At 63.0% G+C, this 20,269-nt stretch carries 21 protein-coding genes; 18 read left to right on the top strand and 3 right to left on the bottom strand.

Annotated elements, in window-relative coordinates; translation table 11 throughout:
- The first annotated feature begins 9 nt into the window (after positions 1-9).
- Genes KTR60_RS16035 through KTR60_RS16000 form a run of 8 tightly spaced genes read left to right on the top strand, consistent with a single transcriptional unit; the run spans position 10 to position 7,892 of the window.
- The gene (locus tag KTR60_RS16035; protein WP_228401027.1) at positions 10-1,179 is read left to right on the top strand and encodes an MCE family protein; all 1,170 of its coding nucleotides are present in this window, start codon (positions 10-12) and stop codon (positions 1,177-1,179) included.
- Entirely contained in the window at positions 1,176-2,198 is a 1,023-nt protein-coding gene (locus KTR60_RS16030) for an MCE family protein (RefSeq protein ID WP_063316095.1), read from the top strand. The genes KTR60_RS16035 and KTR60_RS16030 overlap by 4 nt, the downstream gene beginning before the upstream one ends.
- Positions 2,195-3,217: an MCE family protein gene (locus tag KTR60_RS16025; RefSeq protein ID WP_228401026.1), complete on the top strand. Its 1,023-nt coding sequence runs from the start codon at positions 2,195-2,197 to the stop codon at positions 3,215-3,217. Before KTR60_RS16030 ends, KTR60_RS16025 begins: the two co-directional genes overlap by 4 nt.
- Positions 3,217-4,479 (top strand): MCE family protein, encoded by a 1,263-nt coding sequence (locus tag KTR60_RS16020; protein ID WP_228401025.1) that lies wholly within the window; start codon positions 3,217-3,219, stop codon positions 4,477-4,479. The genes KTR60_RS16025 and KTR60_RS16020 overlap by 1 nt, the downstream gene beginning before the upstream one ends.
- A complete protein-coding gene (locus KTR60_RS16015; protein WP_228401024.1) occupies positions 4,476-5,609 on the top strand; it encodes an MCE family protein in 1,134 nt (377 codons plus the stop codon). The genes KTR60_RS16020 and KTR60_RS16015 overlap by 4 nt, the downstream gene beginning before the upstream one ends.
- On the top strand, positions 5,606-6,925 hold the full coding sequence (locus tag KTR60_RS16010) for an MCE family protein (RefSeq protein WP_228401023.1): 1,320 nt from the start codon (positions 5,606-5,608) through the stop codon (positions 6,923-6,925). The genes KTR60_RS16015 and KTR60_RS16010 overlap by 4 nt, the downstream gene beginning before the upstream one ends.
- Entirely contained in the window at positions 6,892-7,428 is a 537-nt protein-coding gene (locus KTR60_RS16005; RefSeq protein ID WP_228232694.1) for a hypothetical protein, read from the top strand. Before KTR60_RS16010 ends, KTR60_RS16005 begins: the two co-directional genes overlap by 34 nt.
- Positions 7,425-7,892, top strand: a complete 468-nt coding sequence (locus KTR60_RS16000) for a hypothetical protein (protein ID WP_228401022.1) — start codon at positions 7,425-7,427, stop codon at positions 7,890-7,892. The genes KTR60_RS16005 and KTR60_RS16000 overlap by 4 nt, the downstream gene beginning before the upstream one ends.
- On the opposite strand, the gene KTR60_RS15995 is transcribed toward KTR60_RS16000, so the two are convergent.
- Positions 7,889-8,479 (bottom strand): TetR/AcrR family transcriptional regulator, encoded by a 591-nt coding sequence (locus KTR60_RS15995; protein WP_003943994.1) that lies wholly within the window; start codon positions 8,477-8,479, stop codon positions 7,889-7,891. The two genes, KTR60_RS16000 and KTR60_RS15995, sit on opposite strands and share 4 nt — an antisense overlap.
- A gap of 197 nt (positions 8,480-8,676) precedes the next feature.
- On the opposite strand from KTR60_RS15995, the gene KTR60_RS15990 reads away from it, so the two are divergent.
- A complete protein-coding gene (locus KTR60_RS15990) occupies positions 8,677-10,215 on the top strand; it encodes an FAD-binding protein (RefSeq protein ID WP_228401021.1) in 1,539 nt (512 codons plus the stop codon).
- A 28-nt stretch (positions 10,216-10,243) separates the two neighbouring features.
- Here KTR60_RS15990 and KTR60_RS15985 read toward each other — a convergent pair whose 3' ends face one another.
- Complete coding sequence (locus KTR60_RS15985) at positions 10,244-10,753, bottom strand: MarR family winged helix-turn-helix transcriptional regulator (RefSeq protein ID WP_030536759.1); 510 nt, start codon at positions 10,751-10,753, stop codon at positions 10,244-10,246.
- Positions 10,754-10,927: 174 nt separating this feature from the next.
- Here KTR60_RS15985 and KTR60_RS15980 point away from each other — a divergent pair, with 174 nt between their 5' ends.
- Entirely contained in the window at positions 10,928-11,710 is a 783-nt protein-coding gene (locus tag KTR60_RS15980; RefSeq protein ID WP_003944012.1) for a dioxygenase, read from the top strand.
- A 40-nt stretch (positions 11,711-11,750) separates the two neighbouring features.
- On the opposite strand, the gene KTR60_RS15975 is transcribed toward KTR60_RS15980, so the two are convergent.
- On the bottom strand, positions 11,751-12,209 hold the full coding sequence (locus KTR60_RS15975) for a peroxiredoxin (protein ID WP_042450468.1): 459 nt from the start codon (positions 12,207-12,209) through the stop codon (positions 11,751-11,753).
- A 57-nt stretch (positions 12,210-12,266) separates the two neighbouring features.
- On the opposite strand from KTR60_RS15975, the gene KTR60_RS15970 reads away from it, so the two are divergent.
- The 8 genes from KTR60_RS15970 to KTR60_RS15935 all read left to right on the top strand — a co-directional run bounded on the left by KTR60_RS15970 (position 12,267) and on the right by KTR60_RS15935 (position 20,189).
- Entirely contained in the window at positions 12,267-13,853 is a 1,587-nt protein-coding gene (locus KTR60_RS15970) for an anthranilate synthase component I (RefSeq protein ID WP_007728697.1), read from the top strand.
- On the top strand, positions 13,850-14,554 hold the full coding sequence (locus KTR60_RS15965; protein ID WP_030536757.1) for a TIGR02234 family membrane protein: 705 nt from the start codon (positions 13,850-13,852) through the stop codon (positions 14,552-14,554). The genes KTR60_RS15970 and KTR60_RS15965 overlap by 4 nt, the downstream gene beginning before the upstream one ends.
- Before the next feature lie 125 nt (positions 14,555-14,679).
- Positions 14,680-15,489: an indole-3-glycerol phosphate synthase TrpC gene (gene trpC, locus KTR60_RS15960; protein WP_003944016.1), complete on the top strand. Its 810-nt coding sequence runs from the start codon at positions 14,680-14,682 to the stop codon at positions 15,487-15,489.
- Between the two features lie 74 nt (positions 15,490-15,563).
- Positions 15,564-16,913, top strand: coding sequence for a tryptophan synthase subunit beta (gene trpB, locus KTR60_RS15955; RefSeq protein WP_058037527.1), 1,350 nt, complete (start codon positions 15,564-15,566; stop codon positions 16,911-16,913).
- Positions 16,910-17,713, top strand: coding sequence for a tryptophan synthase subunit alpha (trpA, locus tag KTR60_RS15950; protein WP_003944010.1), 804 nt, complete (start codon positions 16,910-16,912; stop codon positions 17,711-17,713). The genes trpB and trpA overlap by 4 nt, the downstream gene beginning before the upstream one ends.
- The gene (gene lgt / locus KTR60_RS15945; protein WP_172403549.1) at positions 17,710-18,768 is read left to right on the top strand and encodes a prolipoprotein diacylglyceryl transferase; all 1,059 of its coding nucleotides are present in this window, start codon (positions 17,710-17,712) and stop codon (positions 18,766-18,768) included. Before trpA ends, lgt begins: the two co-directional genes overlap by 4 nt.
- Positions 18,765-19,190, top strand: a complete 426-nt coding sequence (locus KTR60_RS15940; protein ID WP_030536756.1) for a TM2 domain-containing protein — start codon at positions 18,765-18,767, stop codon at positions 19,188-19,190. Before lgt ends, KTR60_RS15940 begins: the two co-directional genes overlap by 4 nt.
- Before the next feature lie 126 nt (positions 19,191-19,316).
- The gene (locus KTR60_RS15935; protein ID WP_228402283.1) at positions 19,317-20,189 is read left to right on the top strand and encodes a TM2 domain-containing protein; all 873 of its coding nucleotides are present in this window, start codon (positions 19,317-19,319) and stop codon (positions 20,187-20,189) included.
- Positions 20,190-20,269: the final 80 nt, after the last annotated feature.

Raw genomic sequence — 20,269 nt, 5'->3', positions numbered from 1 at the left:
GGGGACTGCGTGCACAGATACGGCTACAAGTTGGCTGCTCTGGGCTTGGCTGCGGCGATCGTCGGGGTCATCGCGTTGTCGGTCGCGTCTTTCAACCAGGTGTTTGTCGCTCGCGTCCCGATCACGGTGATCGCGGAGCGCGCGGGGCTCGTGATGGATCCGGGCGCGCGGGTGAAGATGGCCGGGGTGACCGTGGGCTCGGTGGAGTCCATCACGCCGACTGACGACGCCACCGCACAACTGTCGTTGTCGATCGATCCCGAAGCGCTCGAATCGATTCCGTCAAACGTGAATGTGGCGATCACGTCGAACACGGCCTTCGGCGCGAAGTTCGTCAGCCTGTCCTCGCCGGAGCAGCCGAGTAGTGCGCGACTTGCCGCCGGAGCGACGATCGACGCATCCCGGGTGACCGTCGAGCTGAACACGGTGTTCGAGAAACTCACCACCGTGCTCCGGACGGTGGACCCGGGCAAACTCGATTCGACATTGGGTGCCCTCTCGACTGCTCTGCAAGGACGCGGCGAACGGCTCGGGGTCGCACTCGAGCAAGCAGATTCCTCCTTGCTCGAATTCAACACTGCACGTGAGGCTCTCGATCATGTGTTGACTGACCTGCCAGCCGTCACGCAGACCTACCGCGACGCTGTTCTCGACTTGATGGACACCCTCGACTCGCTCACGACTACGGGAACCACTGTTCTCGACGAGCAGCAGAATCTTGATCTCCTCTTGCTCGACGTGATCGGGGTCGCCCGCACCGGAGAAGATGTACTGGGAGCCAACGCCGACGGTATCGACACCGTTCTGTCGTTACTGCGGCCGACCACCGCACTGCTCGAGGAATACTCCCCGGTGATTCCCTGCATGTTCCACGGACTTCAGGAGAGCAAGAAGATCGGCGACGGCGCCTACAACGGACAACCAGGAATCAAGATGTCGATCGGTCTGATCGCCGGAACCGAACCGTACCGATATCCCGACGACCTCCCGAAGGTCGCGGCAACCGGTGGCCCGCAGTGTATGGGCCTTCCACTGCGCGACCCGAACATCAATGCGCCGTACCTGGTGACCGATACCGGGGTGAATCCGTTTGCGCCCGAGCGTCAGCCGAATGGTGGGCAACCGATGAACACGGTTCCGGATCTGATGAGCTACCTGTTCGGGACGGAGATCCGATGAAAGTTCGTGGGTACACCGTCAAGTTCGGAATTTTTGTTCTGGTGATGATCCTCGTCAACGCCGGGCTGATCCTCGTGTTCGGCCAGATGCGAGGTGGCGAGGCGAGGTCGTACTCTGCGGAGTTCGTCAACGCCTCCGGGCTCAGAGCCGGCGACAAGGTGCGCATCGCCGGTGTGCCGGTCGGTTCTGTCGGCTCCGTCGAATTCGGTGGGAATCACCGTGCCCACGTGAGTTTCAGTGTGGATACGGGTGACACCGTGACCGTATCGACCAGAGCCGCTGTTCGATATCAGGATCTGGTGGGTAATCGATACCTCGAATTGCTCGACGATCCGGGGATCGCGGAACCGCAACCGGAGGGCGAGAGCATCCCCGTCGATCGCACCGCACCGGCACTCGACCTCGATGCGCTACTCGGTGGTTTCAAGCCGCTGTTTCAAGCCCTGGACCCGGAGCAGGTCAACGCGTTGTCGATGTCCTTGCTCGAGGTGTTTCAAGGCCAGTCCGGAACTGTGGCATCGGTGCTGGCGCACACCGGATCGATTACGAACACTCTCGCAGAGCGCGACCAACTGATCGGTCGAGTGATCGGCAACCTCGACGGTGTGCTCAGCGAATTGCGCAGCCGCGGTGGTCAGTTCAGTGACACTCTCGATCACCTACAACAGCTGGTCAGCGGGCTCGCGGCGGACCGGGAGATGATCGGGACTGCCGTCGAGAGTGTGAACACCGCATCAGGCACCTTCGCCGATCTCCTCGCCGGAGTTCGCCCGGACATCGCGGGAAACCTGTCGAAGCTGGACGCAAGCCTGAATCCGCTGATCGAGCAACAAAGTGAGCTCGATCGGATTCTCGCGTCCATGCCCTCGAACTACAAGCAGCTGATCCGAGTCGGCTCGTACGGGTCGTTCTTCAACTTCTATCTGTGCGGAATCGCACTGAAGGTCGACGGTGCCGACGGTACGCCGCTCACTGTCGACCTGGTGGATCAGACGACCGGAAGGTGCGCACCACGATGAGAGAGATGGCACAGCGCCAGGCCGTACGCGTGGGGGTCGTGGGATTGGTCGTCACGGCCGCCGTCGTATTGGCATCGCTCCAGTATCAGAATCTGCAGTTCCTGAAATCGGGTGTCGGGTACAGCGCGGTGTTCGCCGACGCCAGCGGTCTCGCGCCGGGAGACGAAGTCAACGCCGCCGGAGTGAAGATCGGAACGGTGAACCGGATCGAGGTCGAGCACGGACTCGCCCGCGTGGACTTCACACTCGACGGGTCGATCGGTTTGGGAGAAAGCACATCGGCGGCCGTCACCACGATGTCGTTGCTCGGCAAGCGAGCGGTATCGCTCGATCTGGACGGTCCGGGAAGGATCGCGGTCGGCGGCGAGATCCCGGTCGAGCGAACAAGATCGGCGTACTCGCTGCCCGACGTACTCGGTGACCTCACCACGACGGTCGAGGACATCGATCTCGACCAACTCTCCGAATCGCTCGACGCAGTGGGACAGGTGATGTCCGACAGTGCGCCGAACCTGAGGCCGGCACTGGACGGTGTCGCACGGATCTCCGAGAGCGTCAATAGACGCGACGACATGTTGCGCACCTTGCTGTCCGATGCAAACGACGTCGCCGGGACGTTGGCCGAGCGTGGACCACAGGTCAACGCGCTACTCGTCGACGGCAATGCCTTGTTGGGTGAACTGGATCGGCGACACGCGGCGCTGGGGGAAGTGATCACGAACATCTCGGCGTTGTCGACCCAGCTGAGCGGACTCGTCCACGACAACGAGGCGCAGTTGCAGCCGGTCCTCGGCAAACTCGACACGGTTGTCGGCATTCTGCAGAACAACAAGGACAACCTTTCTCAGGGAATCGACGGTCTCGGTACGTACGTGGGCACGCTCGGTGACACCGTGGCCAGCGGCCCCTTCTACTACGCCTACGTCCAGAACCTGGTGCCGGCGCAATACACCCAACCGTTGATCAACGCGATGTTCGGGCTACCACCTGCGCCGCTACCGATTCCGGAGGTTCGATGATGGGTGCTTCACGAGTTCGCACTCCGCTGAACTGGCGTCGAATCGCCGTCGTTGGTGGAAGCGTCATCGGTGCGGCGATCGTCGTCGTGTCGGGATACCTTGCGGTGCAACATCTGCGCTACTACAACGTGACGGCCTACTTCACCTCGACGACCGGTCTGTATGTCGGTGACGACGTTCGTGTCGTGGGAGTCGACGTCGGCCGCGTCACCGCGATCGCCCCACAGGGAGATCGAATGCGCGTCGAACTGAAATTGGCGCGCGAGGTTCCCGTCGCCGAGGACGCGAAAGCGGTGATCGTTGCCCAGTCGCTGGTCTCGGCCCGCTTCGTGCAGTTGACGCCGGCGGTGACGGACGGCGCCGACGCACTGAATGACGGTGCGGAGATCCCACTCGACAGAACGGCCGTCCCGGTCGAGTGGGACCAGATCAAGGAACAGCTGGGCCGGACTGCCGATGCTTTGGGTCCCGTCGGGGACGATCGCGGTCCCGCCGCCAACTTCCTCGACGGTGCCGGATCCGCACTGGCCGGCAAAGGGGAAGCGCTGGGGCGCTCGGTGACCGAACTCTCGGAGGCTATGAGCACACTCGACGAAGGCGGAGCCGATCTGTTCGGCACCATCCGCGGCCTGCAGACCTTCACGACCGCACTCGCCGCAAGCGACGAACAGATCGTTCAGTTCCAAGGACGACTGGCAAATGTCTCGAGTGTGCTCGCCGAGAGCCGGACGCAATTGGCTCCGGCTCTCGCCGATCTGGACGCCGCCGTCGTCGACGTACAGCGGTTCGTCGAACAGAACCGAACCGGCTTGACGGAGCAGATCGCGAAGTTGGCCGACGTGTCCCAGGTACTGGTCGACAAGCGCGCAGGCCTCGAGAAGGTATTGCATCTGGCTCCGACAGCGTTGTCGAACTACTACAACGTCTACCGGCCGGCCCAAGGAGCGATGGTGGGTGTGCCCGCATTCCAGAACGTCGGCAACCCGATCGACTTGATCTGCGGCGGAATCGCCGGCCTGGCCAACGACACCTCGAAGAAGGGCGCGGATTTGTGCATCGAATACCTCGGCCCGTTGCTCAACACGATCAAGGCGAACTACCCGGATCTGAGCCTCAATCCGACCAGGGCACTCGGCGCGTTACCGGATCAGTTGATGTACAGCGAGCCTGATCTGAAACCGACTGCTGCGTTGGGCTTTCCGATCATGCCCCCGGCGCCTGACCTGGCCGGACTGCTCATGCCGTCGACAGGATCACGATGACTGCCCGCTGGTGGGGAACAGTGTGTGTGGCGGCGAGCGCCGTGCTCGTTCTGACGGGTTGTCAATGGAGCGGGCTGAATTCGGTGTCGCTGCCAGGCGCGGCCGGCCGCGGTGAGGGAAGTTTCTCGGTCGTGATCGAGATGCCCGACGTCACGTCGATCAGTCCGAACTCTCCGGTCATGGTCAACGACGTGACAGTCGGGAGTATCAGTGCGATCGAGACCGACAACTGGCACGCACGGGTGACGGTTGCGCTCGACGGCTCGGTGTCGCTGCCCGCCAACGCGACTGCCAAGATCGGCCAAACCAGTCTGCTCGGATCCAAACACGTCGCGCTCGCGCCGCCCACCGAGGTGGCGCCGGAAGGGCGGTTGTCGGAAGGATCCGTGATTCCCCTTGCATCGGCCAGTGTCTATCCCACCACCGAGGAAGCGTTGACGGCACTGTCATTGGTCCTCAACGGCGGCGGGCTCGCTCAGATTCACAGCATCACCACGGAGCTGAACACGGCGCTCGGCGGACGGACCGACGCGGCTCGCGACCTGCTGAGTCAGATGGATACCGTGACCGAAACACTCGACCGCCAACGTGATGCGATGGTCACGACCATGGAGAATCTCGACGTCTTCGCCGGCGAGATCACGGCTCAGCGAGACGTTCTCGGTGAGGCGTTGGAGACCCTTGATCCGGCCTTGGCGGAACTGAGCGCCCAACGCGTCGACCTGACCACCGCCCTCGATGCGGTCGGCAGGTTCGGGGACGTCGGGACCGATCTGGTCGACCGGACCCGCGACGATCTGAAAGCCAATTTGAGCTCCTTGGAATCGACGCTGCAGAAGGTGGTCGAAACAGGACCGGACCTGATCAACAATTTGGGCAATCTGAGTACCTTCCCCTTCCCCCAGACGACCATCGACGACGGAATGCGCGGTGATTACACCAATTTGTGGGCGCTGATCGACCTCACGAGTAATCGCCTCCAGTCAGGTCTCGGCTTCGGTACGCCGTTCGGGGCGCCGCAAACCCCCGTGGAGAACGGAGTACTGGTCGATCCCTTGACCGCCCCACTCGGCACAGGGCAGCCCGGCCCACCTGGCACAGCGCAACCCGCCCAGGGAGGTGGACGATGATTCTCACGAAGTTGGTGCGAAGGCAATTGACGATCTTCGCGATCCTGGCGGTGATAGGCATGAGCGCAGCGGCTATCTCGTACCTGAGAGTTCCGACCATGCTCGGCATCGGGCGCTACTCGGTGACAGTCGAACTGCCCGACGCCGGCGGCCTGTATCGGAACGCGAACGTGACCTATCGCGGCGACACCATCGGTCAGGTCAGGTCGGTGCGTCTGTCTCCGGGAGTGGTACGCGCCGAATTATCTTTGGAGAGTGCGGTTCCCGTTCCCTCCAGCGGGCTCACAGTAGCGGTGCGAAGCGTGTCGGCAATCGGCGAGCAATACGTCGACATGCAACCGAGCACCGCGGACGGACCCTTTCTGACCGACGGAGACGTGATCGGCCCCGACGCTGTCACGATCCCGACCGAGATCGGACCGGTCCTCGATCAGGCGCAGGCGATGCTCGCATCCGTACCGCAGGACAAGTTGCGATCGGTGATCGACGAGTCCGCGGCAGCTTTCGGAGGCAGGGGAGAGGATCTGGCTCGTCTGCTGGATTCGACCACTTCGTTCGTCGATCAGATGTCTGCTGCCACAACGCCGGCTACGACGCTCGTACAGCAGTTGGATCCGCTCCTGCAGACACAGGTGGTGACGGGCGATCAGATTCGCCAGTGGGCGTCCAGTGTCGCTCAACTCAGTGGACAGTTGGCGGTCGCCGACGGGTCCGTGCGCAATATCCTCGAGACCGGACCGGGCTTCGCGACTGAAGCCGACCTGCTGTTTCAAGGCCTCAAGCCCACTTTGCCTGTGCTGCTTGCCAATTTCACCAGCACCGCTCAGGTGGCTTTGACGTACAACGCCGGGTTGGAGCAGGTGCTCGTCATCTTGCCGCCACTGGTTGCGGCACAGGAAACCGTTGTCCAACGCGGGCAGGTGGACGGCGCCGCGAACGTCAACTTCCACCTCCAATCGCAGGACCCCGCGGCGTGCTCGACCGGTTACCTTCCGGCCGATCAGCGACGGGACCCGACCCAGATGAGTGTGCCGGACACCCCGGCTGATCTGTACTGCAAAGTTCCGCAGAACTCGGTCTTCGCAGTTCGTGGATCCCGGAACATTCCCTGTATGGAGGTACCGGGCAAACGAGCACCGAGCCCGGAGATCTGTCGGAGCCCCGAAGCGTACGTGCCGTCGGGGACCAATGCTCCCGGCGAGTTGTACACCGGGCCTGACGGTGTCGACTATCAACACACGGAATTAGCTCCTGCTGCTTCCGATTCGGGGGAGGGTGAGCCGTGGCAACAGTTGCTGACGCCGACGAATCGTTGAGAGGCGAGGTGCTCGAGCCGGTCCTAGGGAAACGCGGTGTTCTCACTGCCTTGGCATGGATCGCACTCGCGGCTCTGAGCGTCGTTGTGGTCTTCGGTGCTCTGGCAGTTCAATCCGACCGGGCGCGCGAGACCCAGCGTCAAGAGTACGTCGACGGTGCGGTCGCAGGAGCCCTCGCTCTGATCGACGTTCACTCTGCCACAGTCGACGAGAATCTCGCGACGCTACAGGCCCTGAGTACGGGAGCCTTTGCCGACGAACTGAAGTCCGGCGAATCTGCGTTCGTCGCGTCCATCCGTGAATTTGCCGTCGATTCCGACGGGCGTGTCGACACCGCAGCCCTGGCATCGGAATCCGGAACCTCGGGGGTGGTACTGATCGCGGCATCGGCTCAGGTCGCTAATTCAGCGGGAGAGTCTTCGGCGCGAACCTACCGTCTGCGCGTCGGTGTCGAAGAGGTCGACGGTCGGGTACTGATGTCGAGTGTGGAGTTCGTCCCGTGAAGCGCGCGGTCTTGGCGTTTGCAGCGCTGATCTTGGTGGGAGTCGGCGGGACTCTGCTCTGGAGTCACCACCGTTCGGCAGAGGCTGAAACCGCACGTGTCGAGGTGATCGGTGTGGCGCCGATGCTCGTCGAGAATCTCTTGAGCTACAACAGCGACACGGTGGACGAGGATCTTGCACATGCTGCCGAGGGCGCAAGTGGAACATTTCAGGACCGCTTCGCTGAATTCGGATCGAAAACCGTTGCACCCCAGTCGAAGGAGCAAGGAATCAGCACGAAGGCGCGAGTAGTCGACGTGGGAGTGCTCTCCGCTGCTGCAGACCGAGCGGAATTGCTCCTGTTCGTCGATCAGATCACGACGAGTATCGCGCGGCCGGCACCAGCGTCGACGTCGAGCCGAGTCGAGGTGACACTCGATCGAGTCGACGGCACATGGCTGGTGAGTGCCATGACCCCCGTCTAGTGAAGGTTGTCGCGGCCCGCCATGATCAGCCTGGCAGTGACTTCGAGCCGGTCTGCGATCTGCGAATAGGACTCGTAACCCATGCCGGCTCGGACAAGCGCTCCGGACCAGGAGATTTCGAGTGCTTCGAGTACGTCGGGATCGTATGACGGCCCCAGCGCCTCGATGAGCCGCTCGCGGATGTTCTTGCCGATACGTCCCCGAAGGTGTTCGACGTCGGGATCGTTGCCCATCATCGCCGTGGTCACTGCCGCCGCCAGCTCCGGTTCGTCGGAGACGAGCAGTGCGACGCTGCGCAGGACCGAACAGACCTGCGCTTCCCGTTCCGCCTCCGGGGAGGGCTCGTGGGGTACCGCGTCGAGGCGACGCCAGAACAGTTCTGCCACAAGGTGACTCTTGGACGAGAAATAGGTGTATGCCGTAGCCGCGGCGACACCGGCTTCTGCTGCCACCATCCGCACGGTCAGATCGGCAAACCCTTTGTCGCGCAGGACCGTGATCGCTGCCGCGGTCAATCGATCGACGGTTTCGGCTTGCTGCTGGGTCAGTCTGCGGCGAGTGGACTCGAACTTGGTCTTACCAGACATGTGTCCAGACACTACGGGATCAGACCCGTGCGAGCAAAGTGTGCGCTATCGCTGCTCGTTCTCGCTCCCGCTCGGCGTCATGTCTCGCTCCCGCTCGGTGGGACAGAATTTCGAACCCCCGCGATCGCTAAGTCCATGTGTTAGAACGATTTCTAGAACATGTTCGGAAACTGTGCCCAGAATCAGAGAGGCTGACGATGACGAAGTGGGACGAGACGTGCGACGTACTCGCTGTGGGATCAGGTGGTGGACTCACCGGCGCGTACACGGCAGCCCGCGAAGGCCTCGACGTCATTGCGATCGAAGCAACCGACAAGTACGGCGGAACAACGGCGTACTCGGGCGGCGGCGGAATGTGGTTCCCGTGCAACGCCGTTCTTCGTCGGGGCGGGGACGTCGACACCATCGAGGATGCGCTGGAGTACTACCGATCAGTGGTGGGTGATCGTACGCCCGCCGACGTTCAGGAAGCCTACGTTCGAGGTGGCGCCGGGTTGATCGACTACCTCGAAGAGGACTCGAACTTCGAGTTCCAGATACTGCCGTGGCCCGACTACTTCGGTGAGGAGCCCAAGGCTCGAGCGAGTGGACGGCACATTGTTCCCAAGCCGATGAACGCGAACAAGCTGGGTGCCCTTCGTGATTCGCTTCGTCCGCCGCTGGCGACGGAACGGCTGGGGGAGAAGTTGCCGAAGTACCTCGTCGGCGGCCAGTCGTTGATCGGTCGATTCCTGTTGGCTCTTGCGGAACTCCCGAACGCCACCATGCACCTGAAGACCACTCTCGAGGAACTGGTTGTCGAGGACGGGGTGGTGGTCGGAGCCGTCGTCGACCGAGATGGTCGGCGTCGAACCATTCAGGCACGCAGAGGAGTGATCCTCGCCGCCGGTGGATTCGAGCAGAACGAGACCATGCGTGCCGAATTCGGTGTCCCCGGATCCGCTCTCGACACGATGGGCTGCCCCGGCAACCTCGGGAAGGCGCACCAGGCGGCGGTCGCCGCGGGTGCCGACACCGACCTGATGGGCGAGGCCTGGTGGTCGCCGGGACTCACCCATCCAGATGGGCGCTCCGCGTTTGCGCTGTGGTTCACCGGCGGAATCTTCGTGGACGACGACGGTCGTCGATTCGTCAACGAATCAGCGCCGTACGACCGCTTGGGTCGCGCTGTCATCGAACGCATGCGGGCAGGGAAAGTAACCACGCCGTACTGGATGATCTACGACAACAGAGAAGGCGCAGTGCCGCCGGTGAAGGCACCCAACGTACCCATGGCCCAGACGGAGCAGTATGTGGCTGCGGGGTTGTGGAAGAGTGCACAGACACTCGAAGACCTCGCTGCCCAGATCGATGTTCCCACAGCGGAACTGGTGGAGACCGTGAAGCGATTCAACGCGTTTGCGGCGACTGGCGTCGACACGGACTTCGGTCGAGGAGACACTGCGTACGACCGCGCCTTCTCTGAGGGGGCTTCGCCGCTCGTACCGATCGATCAAGGGCCGTTTCACGCTGCCGCTTTCAGCATCTCCGACCTCGGGACCAAAGGTGGTCTACGGACCGACGCGACCGGGAGGGTGCTCAAAGCCGACGGTACGGCGATTGCCGGGTTGTACGCGGCGGGGAACACGATGGCAGCGGCCAGCGGGACTACGTACCCCGGCGGTGGAAACCCGATCGGAGCGAGCATGCTGTTCAGTCACTTGGCTGCTCTCGACCTCGCGAAGCTGCCGTCTTGATCATCAGTCGCTCGTCTCGGGGATGTGGTCAGGCCTTGCCGAGTCCGGCGGCGATTCCCTTGTCCAGTTGGGTGAGCATTGCTGTACCCAACGACGAAAGCTGGGCGACCTGGCGATCGTCGAGGCCCTCGAAGAGGAGACCTTGAACTGAGGCGACGTGCGGCGGTGCGGCCGCGACCACCTTTGCCATTCCCTCGTCGGTGAGCACTGCGTTGGAGCCGCGGCTGCCACGAATGACTTCCCGTTTCACCCAGCCGGCCTTCTCCATCTTCGTGATCACGTGCGAGAGGCGGGACAGGGACGCGTTCGCGCGCTGGGCCAGTACCGACAACTGGAGCTTGTGGTCGGGGGCGTCCGAGAGTGCCGCGAGTACGAAGTATTCGAAGTGTGTGAGTGCCGAATCGCGTTGTAGTTGAGTGTCGAGTGCGGCAGGCAACCGTGTCACGAGAGCGATCAGTGTCAGCCATGCTTCTTGCTGCTCGGCTGTGAGCCACTTCGTCTGAGACTGCGCGTCGGGCTGCGCGGTCGGTTCACTCATCGGTGACTTCTCCTTCGGGTCGAGCATTCTTCGTGCACGGAGCGTGCTTGTGTACAGCGTCTCAGACGCATGTCCAGAAGAATCCTGCGGGGAATAGTTGCGGGACGCAAGTGTTGAGTTCTATATTAGGTTGAACCTTCAACTTACGACGAATGTCTATCCCGAGGAGTCCGTATGTCCACCACAACCATGCCTGCGCTGTATCTCAGCCACGGTGCTCCGCCGCTGGTGGACAGCGCGTTGTGGGTCGACCAGTTGGGGGCGTGGGCCGGCGATCTTCCGCGGCCGACGGCAATCCTCGTCGTATCGGCGCACTGGGAATCAGCACCGCTGACGATCGGATCGACGACCACGGGCACCCCGCTCATCTACGACTTCGGTGGTTTTCCCGAGAGGTTCTACCGCGCGAAGTACAACTCTCCCGGCGCTCCGGAACTCGCCGCCCAGGTTGCGGCGTTGATGCCGGACAACGAACGCGTGGTTCAGCAGCCGAATCGAGGCCTGGATCACGGTGCCTACGTGCCGCTCACGGTGATGTACCCGGACGCAGACATCCCGGTACTGCAAATTTCGCTGCCCACCCTCGATCCTGAGCGTTTGCTCCATCTCGGACAGCGCCTACGGCCACTCCGTGAGCAAGGTGTACTGATCGTGGGATCCGGATTCACCACGCACGGGCTACCGTTCCTGCGCGATCCGTCACCGGAGGCGCAGGCCCCGGGATGGTCGGCGGAATTCGACGCGTGGGCAGGGGAGAGGTTCGCTGCCGGTGACGTCGATTCCTTGATCGACTTCCGCGCTCAAGCTCCCGGGATGCCGTACGCGCATCCGACCATCGAGCACTTCGCCCCGTTGTTCGTCACGCTCGGTGCGTCATCCGATCCGGAACAGGTGCCCACCCAGGTGATCGACGGATTCTGGATGGGGCTTGCGAAGCGCTCGATTCAGGTCGCGTAGAGATTCCAAATCGCGCAGAGAATCAGGTCGCCCAGGTGGGTCAGCTTCGATTGCGAAGGAACTCGAGCGCCTGGTCGCCGTGGGTGTTGGCGCGTAGTTCACTCGAGATGACTTTGAGGACGGTGCGGTCGGTGTCGATCACGAAGGTCGAGCGTTTGACCGGAGCCATCTTGCCCAGGAGTCCGCGCTTGACGCCGAACTGTTCGGCTACCTTGCCGTCGGTGTCGGCGAGTAGGGGGTAGTCGAAGGATTGTGCGGTGGCAAAGGTGGACTGAGCTTCGACCGTATCGGTGCTGATGCCCGCTCGCGAAGCGCCCACCGCGGCGAATTCGCTGCCGAGGTCACGGAAGTGGCACGCCTCGGCGGTGCACACCGGCGTCGAGGCTGCCGGGTAGAAGAAGAGGACCAGGGGTCCGTTCTCGAGCAGGCTCGTCAGCGAGCGCGGAGTCCCGTCCTGGTCGGGCAGTGAGAAATCGGGAGCGAGTTGGCCTGGTTTCATTCGGCCGAGGTTACCCGCGCACGACGGCCACATGGGGGAGCCTGGGATGATGGAGCCATGCACGGCGAGCCCACCTCCATGTCCGCACGGTCATCCGACACCGCGATCGTCGGTGACGCGTCCGATTCCACCACGACCCGGGAGCAGTTCCGAGCTCTCGCAGCTGAGCACCGGGTCGTTCCGGTCACTCGGAAAGTGTTGGCGGACTCCGAAACTCCGCTCTCGGCGTACGAGAAGTTGGCCGGCAATCGTCCCGGCACCTTCTTGCTCGAGTCGGCCGAGAACGGTCGTTCGTGGTCGCGGTGGTCGTTCATCGGCGTCGGGAGTCCGGCTGCACTGACCGTCGTGGACGGAGAGGCGGCCTGGTACGGCAACGTTCCGGCCGGCGCTCCGGCCGGCGGCGACCCGATCGACGCGCTCGGTGCCACCCTCGAGCTGCTTCGTTCGGAGCGGCTGCCCGACCTGCCCCCGCTGACCGGCGGAATGGTCGGATTCCTCGGCTACGACGCGGTGCGGCGCCTCGAGAGATTGGGTGACTCCGCGGTCGACGACCTGCAGATCCCCGAAATGGTCATGCTGCTTGCCGCCGACATCGCCGCAGTCGATCACCACGAAGGGGCGATCACCCTCATCGCCAATGCCGTCAACTGGGACGGCACGGACGAGCGCGTCGACACGGCGTACGACGACGCAGTCGCAAGGTTGGACGCGATGACTCGTGCTCTCGCGGCGCCGGCGAAATCGACGGTGTCGACATTTTCGAAAGCGACTCCGAACTACCGTCGTCAGCGCACCACCGAGAGCTTCGGTGTCGATGTCGAAAAGTTGATCGGCGACATCGAAGCGGGCGAGGCATTCCAGGTAGTTCTCTCGCAGCGATTCGAGATCGATTGCACTGCAGCACCGATCGACGTGTACCGGATGCTGCGAGCGTCGAACCCCAGCCCGTACATGTATCTGCTCAACGTGCCGAACGGTGATGGAGAGACGGCGTTTTCGATCGTCGGTTCGAGCCCTGAGGCACTGGTAACCGTCGCCGAGGGCGTCGCGACAACACACCCGATCGCTGGAACCAGATGGCGCGGTGCCACAGAGGAGGACGACATCCTGCTCGAGAAGGACCTCCTCGCCGACGAGAAGGAAAACTCCGAGCACCTCATGCTCGTCGATCTGGGGCGAAACGATCTGGGTCGTGTCTGTCGCCCGGGCACGGTGAAGGTGCACGACTACCGGCACATCGAGCGGTACAGCCACGTGATGCATCTCGTATCGACGGTCACCGGACATCTGGCCGAGGGAAAGCACGCTCTCGACGCCGTCACCGCATGCTTCCCCGCTGGAACCCTCTCGGGGGCGCCCAAGGTCCGTGCGATGCAGCTGATCGAAGAACTGGAACCGACCAGGCGCGGTATCTACGGCGGCATCGTCGGCTACCTCGACTTCGCCGGCGACGCCGACACCGCGATCGCGATCCGAACGGCATTGATCAAGGACGGGATTGGATACGTCCAGGCTGGCGCCGGTGTCGTCGCCGACTCGGATCCGGTCTACGAGGACACCGAGGCCCGCAACAAGGCGATGGCAGTGCTGAGCGCGATTGCGTCGGCGCACACCCTGCGCACCATCGGAGGTGACGATCAGTGAGTGAGAACGAGTCGAGTGCAGCGGAGCCTACAAGCGTTTCTCGTGGCACCGCCGTGCCGAGAACGCTTCTGCTGGCGTTGTCGGCAGCAGCTCTGTGGGGCAGCTCACGAATGACGTGGGTTCATCTGACCTCGAGCGACGGCAAGACGCTGGAGAGGACGACGGATCTCGACGGCAGCACCTGGGCGGCGGCGATGACTCCGCTCGCGCTCGCGCTTCTGGCGGCGATCGCGGCGTCGTTTGCGGTGCGAGGTTGGGCACTTCGGGTAGTCGGACTGTTGGTTGCCCTCGTCGCCGTCGCGGTAGCGGTTCCGGCAGTGCAGTTGTTGGTGTCCGGAGCCTCTGCGGACCGAGCGGTGGAGTTGGCCGAGTTGTCCGGTCACCCGGAAGATCTCTCGACGACTGTTTCGGTACTGCCTGCCTTGCTTGCGTTGGTCGGAGCGGTGGCGGCGCTCGGCGCGGCAGTACTTCTGATGCGCAAACCTCCAGTGCGAGGCGGGTTGTCGTCGAAATACGACAACCCTGCCGCGCGCCGCGAGGCCGCGGCCAAGCTTGGTCAGGGAGACAAACCTGCATCGGACGAGCCTGTGACACAACGGATGTTGTGGGATGCGCTCGACGCCGGAGAGGACCCGACAGCGACTGACGGGGACGACGGAGTTGGGGGAGACAACGGCGCGAAACCGGGGTCGTCCCACTGAGTAAGACTGAACCCTCACCTGCGTGGGTACCCCGACGGAGTAGCAAAATTTCGTCCCACTAGGCTGAGACCACCCTGATGACGTATCTCACATCGGGCTCTTGCCCAGAAAGGATTCGGGCCACGATGACCGTACTCGACTCGATTCTCGACGGGGTGCGCGCTGACGTCGCCGCCCGCGAAGCCGTACTCGACTTCGCTGCAGTCAAGGCTGCTGCGGCCGCTGCACCGCCTGCACTCGATGCTGCAGCAGCACTTCTGGAATCGAGCATCGGCGTCATCGCCGAGGTCAAGCGAGCGAGCCCGTCAAAGGGTGCGTTGGCCGACATTGCCGATCCCGCTGAGCTTGCCGCGGCGTACCAAGCCGGTGGCGCACGCATCATCAGTGTTCTCACCGAAGAGCGCCGTTTTCACGGCTCGTTGGCCGACCTGGACGCAGTCCGTAAAGCGGTCACCATTCCGGTGCTCCGCAAGGACTTCATCGTGGGGCCGTACCAGATTCACGAGGCTCGCGCTCACGGCGCCGACGTCATCTTGCTGATCGTCGCGGCACTCGAGCAGCAGGCGCTCGCCTCGTTGATCGATCGCACCGAATCTCTGGGAATGACTGCCCTCGTCGAGGTGCACACGGAGGAAGAAGCCAACCGCGCGCTCGAAGCCGGCGCCAAGGTGATCGGTGTGAACGCCCGCAATCTCAAGACTCTCGAGGTGGACAAGAACACCTTCGGTCGCATCGCTCCCGGTCTTCCGACCGAGACGATCAAGATTGCCGAGTCCGGTGTTCGCGGAACTGCCGATCTGTTGGCGTACGCCGGGGCGGGCGCCGACGCAGTGCTCGTCGGTGAAGGCCTCGTGACCAGCGGCGACCCGCGCAAGGCCGTCGCAGATCTGGTCAATGCAGGTGCGCACCCGTCCTGCCCCAAACCGTCTCGATAAATCGCTTCACCCGCCCGGCGTGCTTTGATGCACCCGGGCGGTGACCAGCGACACCGTTGGGGCAGACTGGTGGGGTGACTTCACGTACTCAGGAACCAGGCTCCGGTGCAATATTCAAGGGCGGCAATCTGCCGCCGGCCAGCGCGGGACTCACCGAGCGCTCCCACGATCCCGACGCCGGAGGCCATTTCGGCGTCTACGGCGGACGGCATGTGCCGGAAGCCCTCATGGCGGTTATCGAGGAAGTCACTGCGGAGTACGAAAAGGCTCGAGCGGACGACACGTTCTTGAACGAACTCGATCGCTTGCAGCGCGATTACACCGGGCGCCCGTCGCCGATTTTCGAGGCAACGCGAATGAGCGAGTTCGCCGGCGGTGCGCGCATCCTTCTCAAGCGTGAAGATCTGAACCACACCGGTTCTCACAAGATCAACAACGTTCTCGGTCAGGTTCTGCTGGCAAAGCGTATGGGCAAGACCCGCATCATCGCCGAGACCGGAGCGGGCCAGCACGGTGTGGCATCGGCCACCGCCTGTGCACTGCTCGGTCTCGAGTGCGTCATCTACATGGGTGCTGTCGACACCGAACGTCAAGCACTGAACGTCGCACGCATGCGCCTGCTCGGCGCGGAGGTCGTTTCGGTCGAGACCGGTTCGCGCACGCTCAAGGACGCGATCAACGAAGCCTTGCGCGACTGGGTTTCCCACGCGGACAACACCTATTACTGCTTCGGTACCGCGGCAGGCCCGCACCCGTTCCCCACCATCGTTCGGGACTTCCAGCGAGTGGTCGGCCTCGAAACACGCGTCCAGGTTCAGGCACTGACCGGCCGCCTGCCCGATGCAGTCACAGCCTGCGTCGGAGGCGGCTCCAACGCAATCGGAATCTTCCACCCGTTCATCGACGATCTGTCGGTACGGCTGGTTGGCTACGAAGCAGCCGGCGACGGTGTCGAAACCGGAAGGCATGCAGCAACGTTCGCCGGCGGTACCCCTGGCGCATTCCAGGGTGCCTACTCCTACCTCCTCCAGGACCAAGACGGTCAGACCATCGAATCGCACTCGATCTCTGCTGGTCTGGACTACCCGGGGGTCGGACCCGAGCACGCTTACCTGAGCGATATCGGGCGCGCGACCTACGAACCCGTCACCGACAGTGAAGCCATGGATGCGCTGCTGCTGCTCTCGCGCCGCGAGGGCATCATCCCGGCCATCGAATCGGCCCACGCCGTCGCCGGCGCACTCCGACTGGGCAAAGAACTCGGTGAGGGCGCGATCATCGTCGTCAATCTCTCCGGTCGCGGTGACAAGGACATGGACACCGCCGCAAGCTGGTTCGGTCTTTTCGACGGCGCCTCAGGTCAGGCAGCCGCTCCGGATGATGCAGCAGACGAGAACGACAACACGGAAGGCTCGGACAAGTGAGCGAACGACCATCACGCCTCGCACCCACCTTTGCCGCGTGCAAGGCTGACAAGCGTGCCGCCCTCGTCGGTTACCTGCCTGCCGGTTATCCGACCGTTCCCGAATCGATCGACGTGTTCAAGGCGATGGTCGACGGCGGCTGCGACATCATCGAAGTCGGTGTCGCGTATTCCGATCCGGTCATGGACGGTCCGACCATCCAGCGTGCAGCCGAAACCGCACTCACCAACGGCGTTCGCCTTCGCGACATCTTCACCGTGATCGAGCAGATCAGTTCGGTCGGCGGCAAGGCCGTCGTGATGACCTACTGGAACCCGGTACTGCAGTACGGCGTCGACAAGTTCGCACGAGACCTCGCTTCCGCCGGCGGGCTCGGACTGATCACCCCCAACCTCATTCCGGAAGAAGCCGGCGCCTGGATGGAAGCATCCGAGGAGCACCACCTCGACCGGATCTTCCTTGTCGCTCCGTCCTCGACGGAAGAACGACTCGCGATGACACTCGATGCGAGTAGTGGATTCATCTACGCGGCCTCGACGATGGGTGTCACCGGCGCTCGCGACGCCGTGTCTTCGATGGCTCCGGAACTGACCGCACGAATCCGCGCGCATTCCGACATTCCCGTCGGCGTCGGATTGGGAGTTCGCTCCGGCGCACAGGCTGCCGAAATCGCGGCATACGCCGATGCCGTCATCGTCGGCTCGGCTCTGGTCTCCGCGGTCGAGAACGGCCTGGGAGCGGTTCGCTCGCTCACCGAAGAACTCGCCGAGGGCGTCCGCTCGGCTACCGTGGCGTCGTGACCTCAACTGTGGACCTGCTGGCCTATATCCCCAGCCCGCCCCAAGGCGTCTGGTACGTCGGACCGGTGGCGCTTCGCGCCTACGCGCTCTTCATCATCCTCGGCATCATCGTCGCGATCGTGTGGGGAGATCGTCGTTGGGTCGCCCGCGGCGGCGAGAAGGGGACCGTTCTCGACATCGCGATCTGGGCCGTTCCCTTCGGTCTGATCGGTGGCAGGCTCTACCACGTTTTGACCGACTGGCCCGCCTATTTCGGCGAGAACGGTCAGCCACTCGACGCACTCAAGGTGTGGCAGGGAGGCCTCGGAATCTGGGGAGCAGTGTTCCTCGGCGGCATCGGTGCGTGGATCGGCTGCCGTCGACGCGGCATTCCGGTGTCCGCGCTCGGTGATGCGATTGCGCCCGGAATCTTGCTCGCGCAGGCCATCGGTCGTATCGGCAACTACTTCAACCAGGAGTTGTACGGTCGCGAGACCACCGTCCCGTGGGGCCTCGAGATCTTCGAGCGTGTGAACTCTTCCGGCCAGCTCGATCAACTGGCAGGTGTCTCCAACGGAGAAGTCATTCGGGTCGTTCACCCGACGTTCCTCTACGAAGCTGTGTGGAACGTCCTGATCGTGATCCTGCTGGTCCTCGTCGACCGCCGATTCAAGATCGGCCACGGACGTCTGTTTGCTCTGTACGTCGCGGGCTATTGCCTGGGCCGGTTCGTCGTCGAACTGATGCGCGACGATTTCGCCTATGAGATCGCCGGCATTCGCGTCAACACATTCACTTCGGGGATCGTGTTCTTCGCCGCACTGGCCTACTTCTTCCTGGCGAAGAAGGGTCGTGAGGATCCGGCTGATTTGAAGTCGAAGGACTACGTCGCTGCGGTAGCTGCCGGCGAAGCAGGAGTCGCGGCGCCAGTTACCGAAACTGATTCGGCGAAGGCCGATGCTGAAGATTCTGAATCCGATGCTGCTGAATCCGCTTCCAGTGAGGCAAGCGCCTCCACGGCAGCGTCGGATGAGTCGTCGGACGCGGTGAAGCTGTCGAAGAAAGACAAGCCGTGACAGGTCCCTATTCGCAGGGGGGATTCCCCGAGGATCAGGGACCGGTCTACGGCGCGCCCAATCCGTACGGATATCAGCAGCCATTGCCGCCTCCATCGATGTACGGGTTCGGAGATCCCTACGCCCCGTACGGTCGGCACCCGGTAACCGGGGAACCGTATTCCGACAAGTCGAAGGCCACCGCTGGACTGTTGCAGATCTTGCTGGGCTTCTTCGGAATCTGTGGAGTCGGGCGCCTCTATATCGGAAGTGTCGGCATCGGATTGTGCCAACTGCTCGGCATGTTCTTCGCGCTGTTCATGTCGGCGTTCCTCATCGGAATTCCATTTGCGATCGGAATCTGGATCTGGGCGTTCGTCGACGGCATCGTGATACTTTCGGGCAATGCGCGGGACGGTGCTCGCCGGCCATTGCGAGGATGAGTCGCGAGCGCGAACCGAGGAAACATGTGTGGGGGACTGGCCTCGAGAAGGTCGAACCTTCTCGAAGTCCGATAACAAAAGCTATTACGTACCGTCGTCGAATCGAAGGAAAGTACGTTGCCTAACTTGAACAAGAATCCGGAACCTTCCGAGTCGGGGGACTCGTCTGGATCACAGCCGCCGGTTCCACCGCAGTTCGGGTCGCCGTTCGACTACGACGCGACGGCGGATGCGTCGTTGACGGAAACCTCGGCACCCACCGAAAAGACGCCGTCGACGGAGACCACCGGCACCGGTCCAGGCTGGGACACGTATTCGGGAGTCGGAAACGGTCCGGGGTGGGGAAACCACCCCATCTACCCGCCGCCGACCGGAACCGAATCGACCACAGCGTTTCCCGCTGCCGATTCTGATTCCACCCCGAATCAGCCGACAGCGCCGTACACGTCGCAGGAAAGTTACGCCGCCCAGAACTATCCGGCGACCGACTATCCGGCGACCGACTATCCGGCGCCGGACTACTCGAGCCCGACCCAAACCCCGACGGACGGTCCCGTCTACGGTGCACCGGCAGATCAGACTCCGAATCCCTACGCGGCTCCGCCGCAGGGCTACCCCCAGCCGGGATACTCACAGCCGGGATACTCACAGCCGGGATACTCACAGCCGGGTTACGGTCAGCCTCAGGGGTACCCACAAGCTCAGGGTTATCCTCAGCCTGGCTACGGCCTGGTCGACCCGTCCGCACCATACGGACGTGACCCGATGACCGGTGAACCGTACTCGGACAAGTCGAAGACGACTGCCGGATTGCTGGGCATTCTGCTCGGCGGATTCGGTGCAGGACGTTTTTATCTCAACCAGCCCGGCATGGCTGTCGCACAGATCGCGGTCACTTGGTTGACGTGTGGAATCGGTGGCATCTGGCCGCTCATCGACGGAATCATGATGTTGACCGGCAGTGTGCGCGATCAGTACAACCGCCCTTTGCGTAGCTGATCGAAACGACCCTCGGCAAGTGTGACCCCCTGATGCCTCGGTATCAGGGGGTCACCGTTTTGCTCTCGCGACCTGCGGTT

Origin of the sequence: Rhodococcus sp. C1, from assembly GCF_020809065.1 — a bacterium.
GTDB lineage: Bacteria > Actinomycetota > Actinomycetes > Mycobacteriales > Mycobacteriaceae > Rhodococcus_F > Rhodococcus_F qingshengii.
Note: the sequence above shows the minus strand (reverse complement) of the source record. Positions and strands in the feature narration are given on the sequence as shown.

What these genes read in the sequence shown, in the direction of transcription:
- KTR60_RS15995 (WP_003943994.1), bottom strand. Translation starts at nt 8,479, where the DNA reads ATGTCTGGTAAGACCAAGTTCGAGTCCACTCGCCGCAGACTGACCCAG.
- KTR60_RS15970 (WP_007728697.1), top strand. Translation starts at nt 12,267, where the DNA reads ATGCACGGCGAGCCCACCTCCATGTCCGCACGGTCATCCGACACCGCG.
- KTR60_RS15990 (WP_228401021.1), top strand. Translation starts at nt 8,677, where the DNA reads ATGACGAAGTGGGACGAGACGTGCGACGTACTCGCTGTGGGATCAGGT.
- KTR60_RS16025 (WP_228401026.1), top strand. Translation starts at nt 2,195, where the DNA reads ATGAGAGAGATGGCACAGCGCCAGGCCGTACGCGTGGGGGTCGTGGGA.
- KTR60_RS16030 (WP_063316095.1), top strand. Translation starts at nt 1,176, where the DNA reads ATGAAAGTTCGTGGGTACACCGTCAAGTTCGGAATTTTTGTTCTGGTG.
- KTR60_RS16015 (WP_228401024.1), top strand. Translation starts at nt 4,476, where the DNA reads ATGACTGCCCGCTGGTGGGGAACAGTGTGTGTGGCGGCGAGCGCCGTG.
- KTR60_RS15975 (WP_042450468.1), bottom strand. Translation starts at nt 12,209, where the DNA reads ATGAAACCAGGCCAACTCGCTCCCGATTTCTCACTGCCCGACCAGGAC.
- KTR60_RS16010 (WP_228401023.1), top strand. Translation starts at nt 5,606, where the DNA reads ATGATTCTCACGAAGTTGGTGCGAAGGCAATTGACGATCTTCGCGATC.
- trpC (WP_003944016.1), top strand. Translation starts at nt 14,680, where the DNA reads ATGACCGTACTCGACTCGATTCTCGACGGGGTGCGCGCTGACGTCGCC.
- KTR60_RS15980 (WP_003944012.1), top strand. Translation starts at nt 10,928, where the DNA reads ATGTCCACCACAACCATGCCTGCGCTGTATCTCAGCCACGGTGCTCCG.
- KTR60_RS15985 (WP_030536759.1), bottom strand. Translation starts at nt 10,753, where the DNA reads ATGAGTGAACCGACCGCGCAGCCCGACGCGCAGTCTCAGACGAAGTGG.
- KTR60_RS16020 (WP_228401025.1), top strand. Translation starts at nt 3,217, where the DNA reads ATGGGTGCTTCACGAGTTCGCACTCCGCTGAACTGGCGTCGAATCGCC.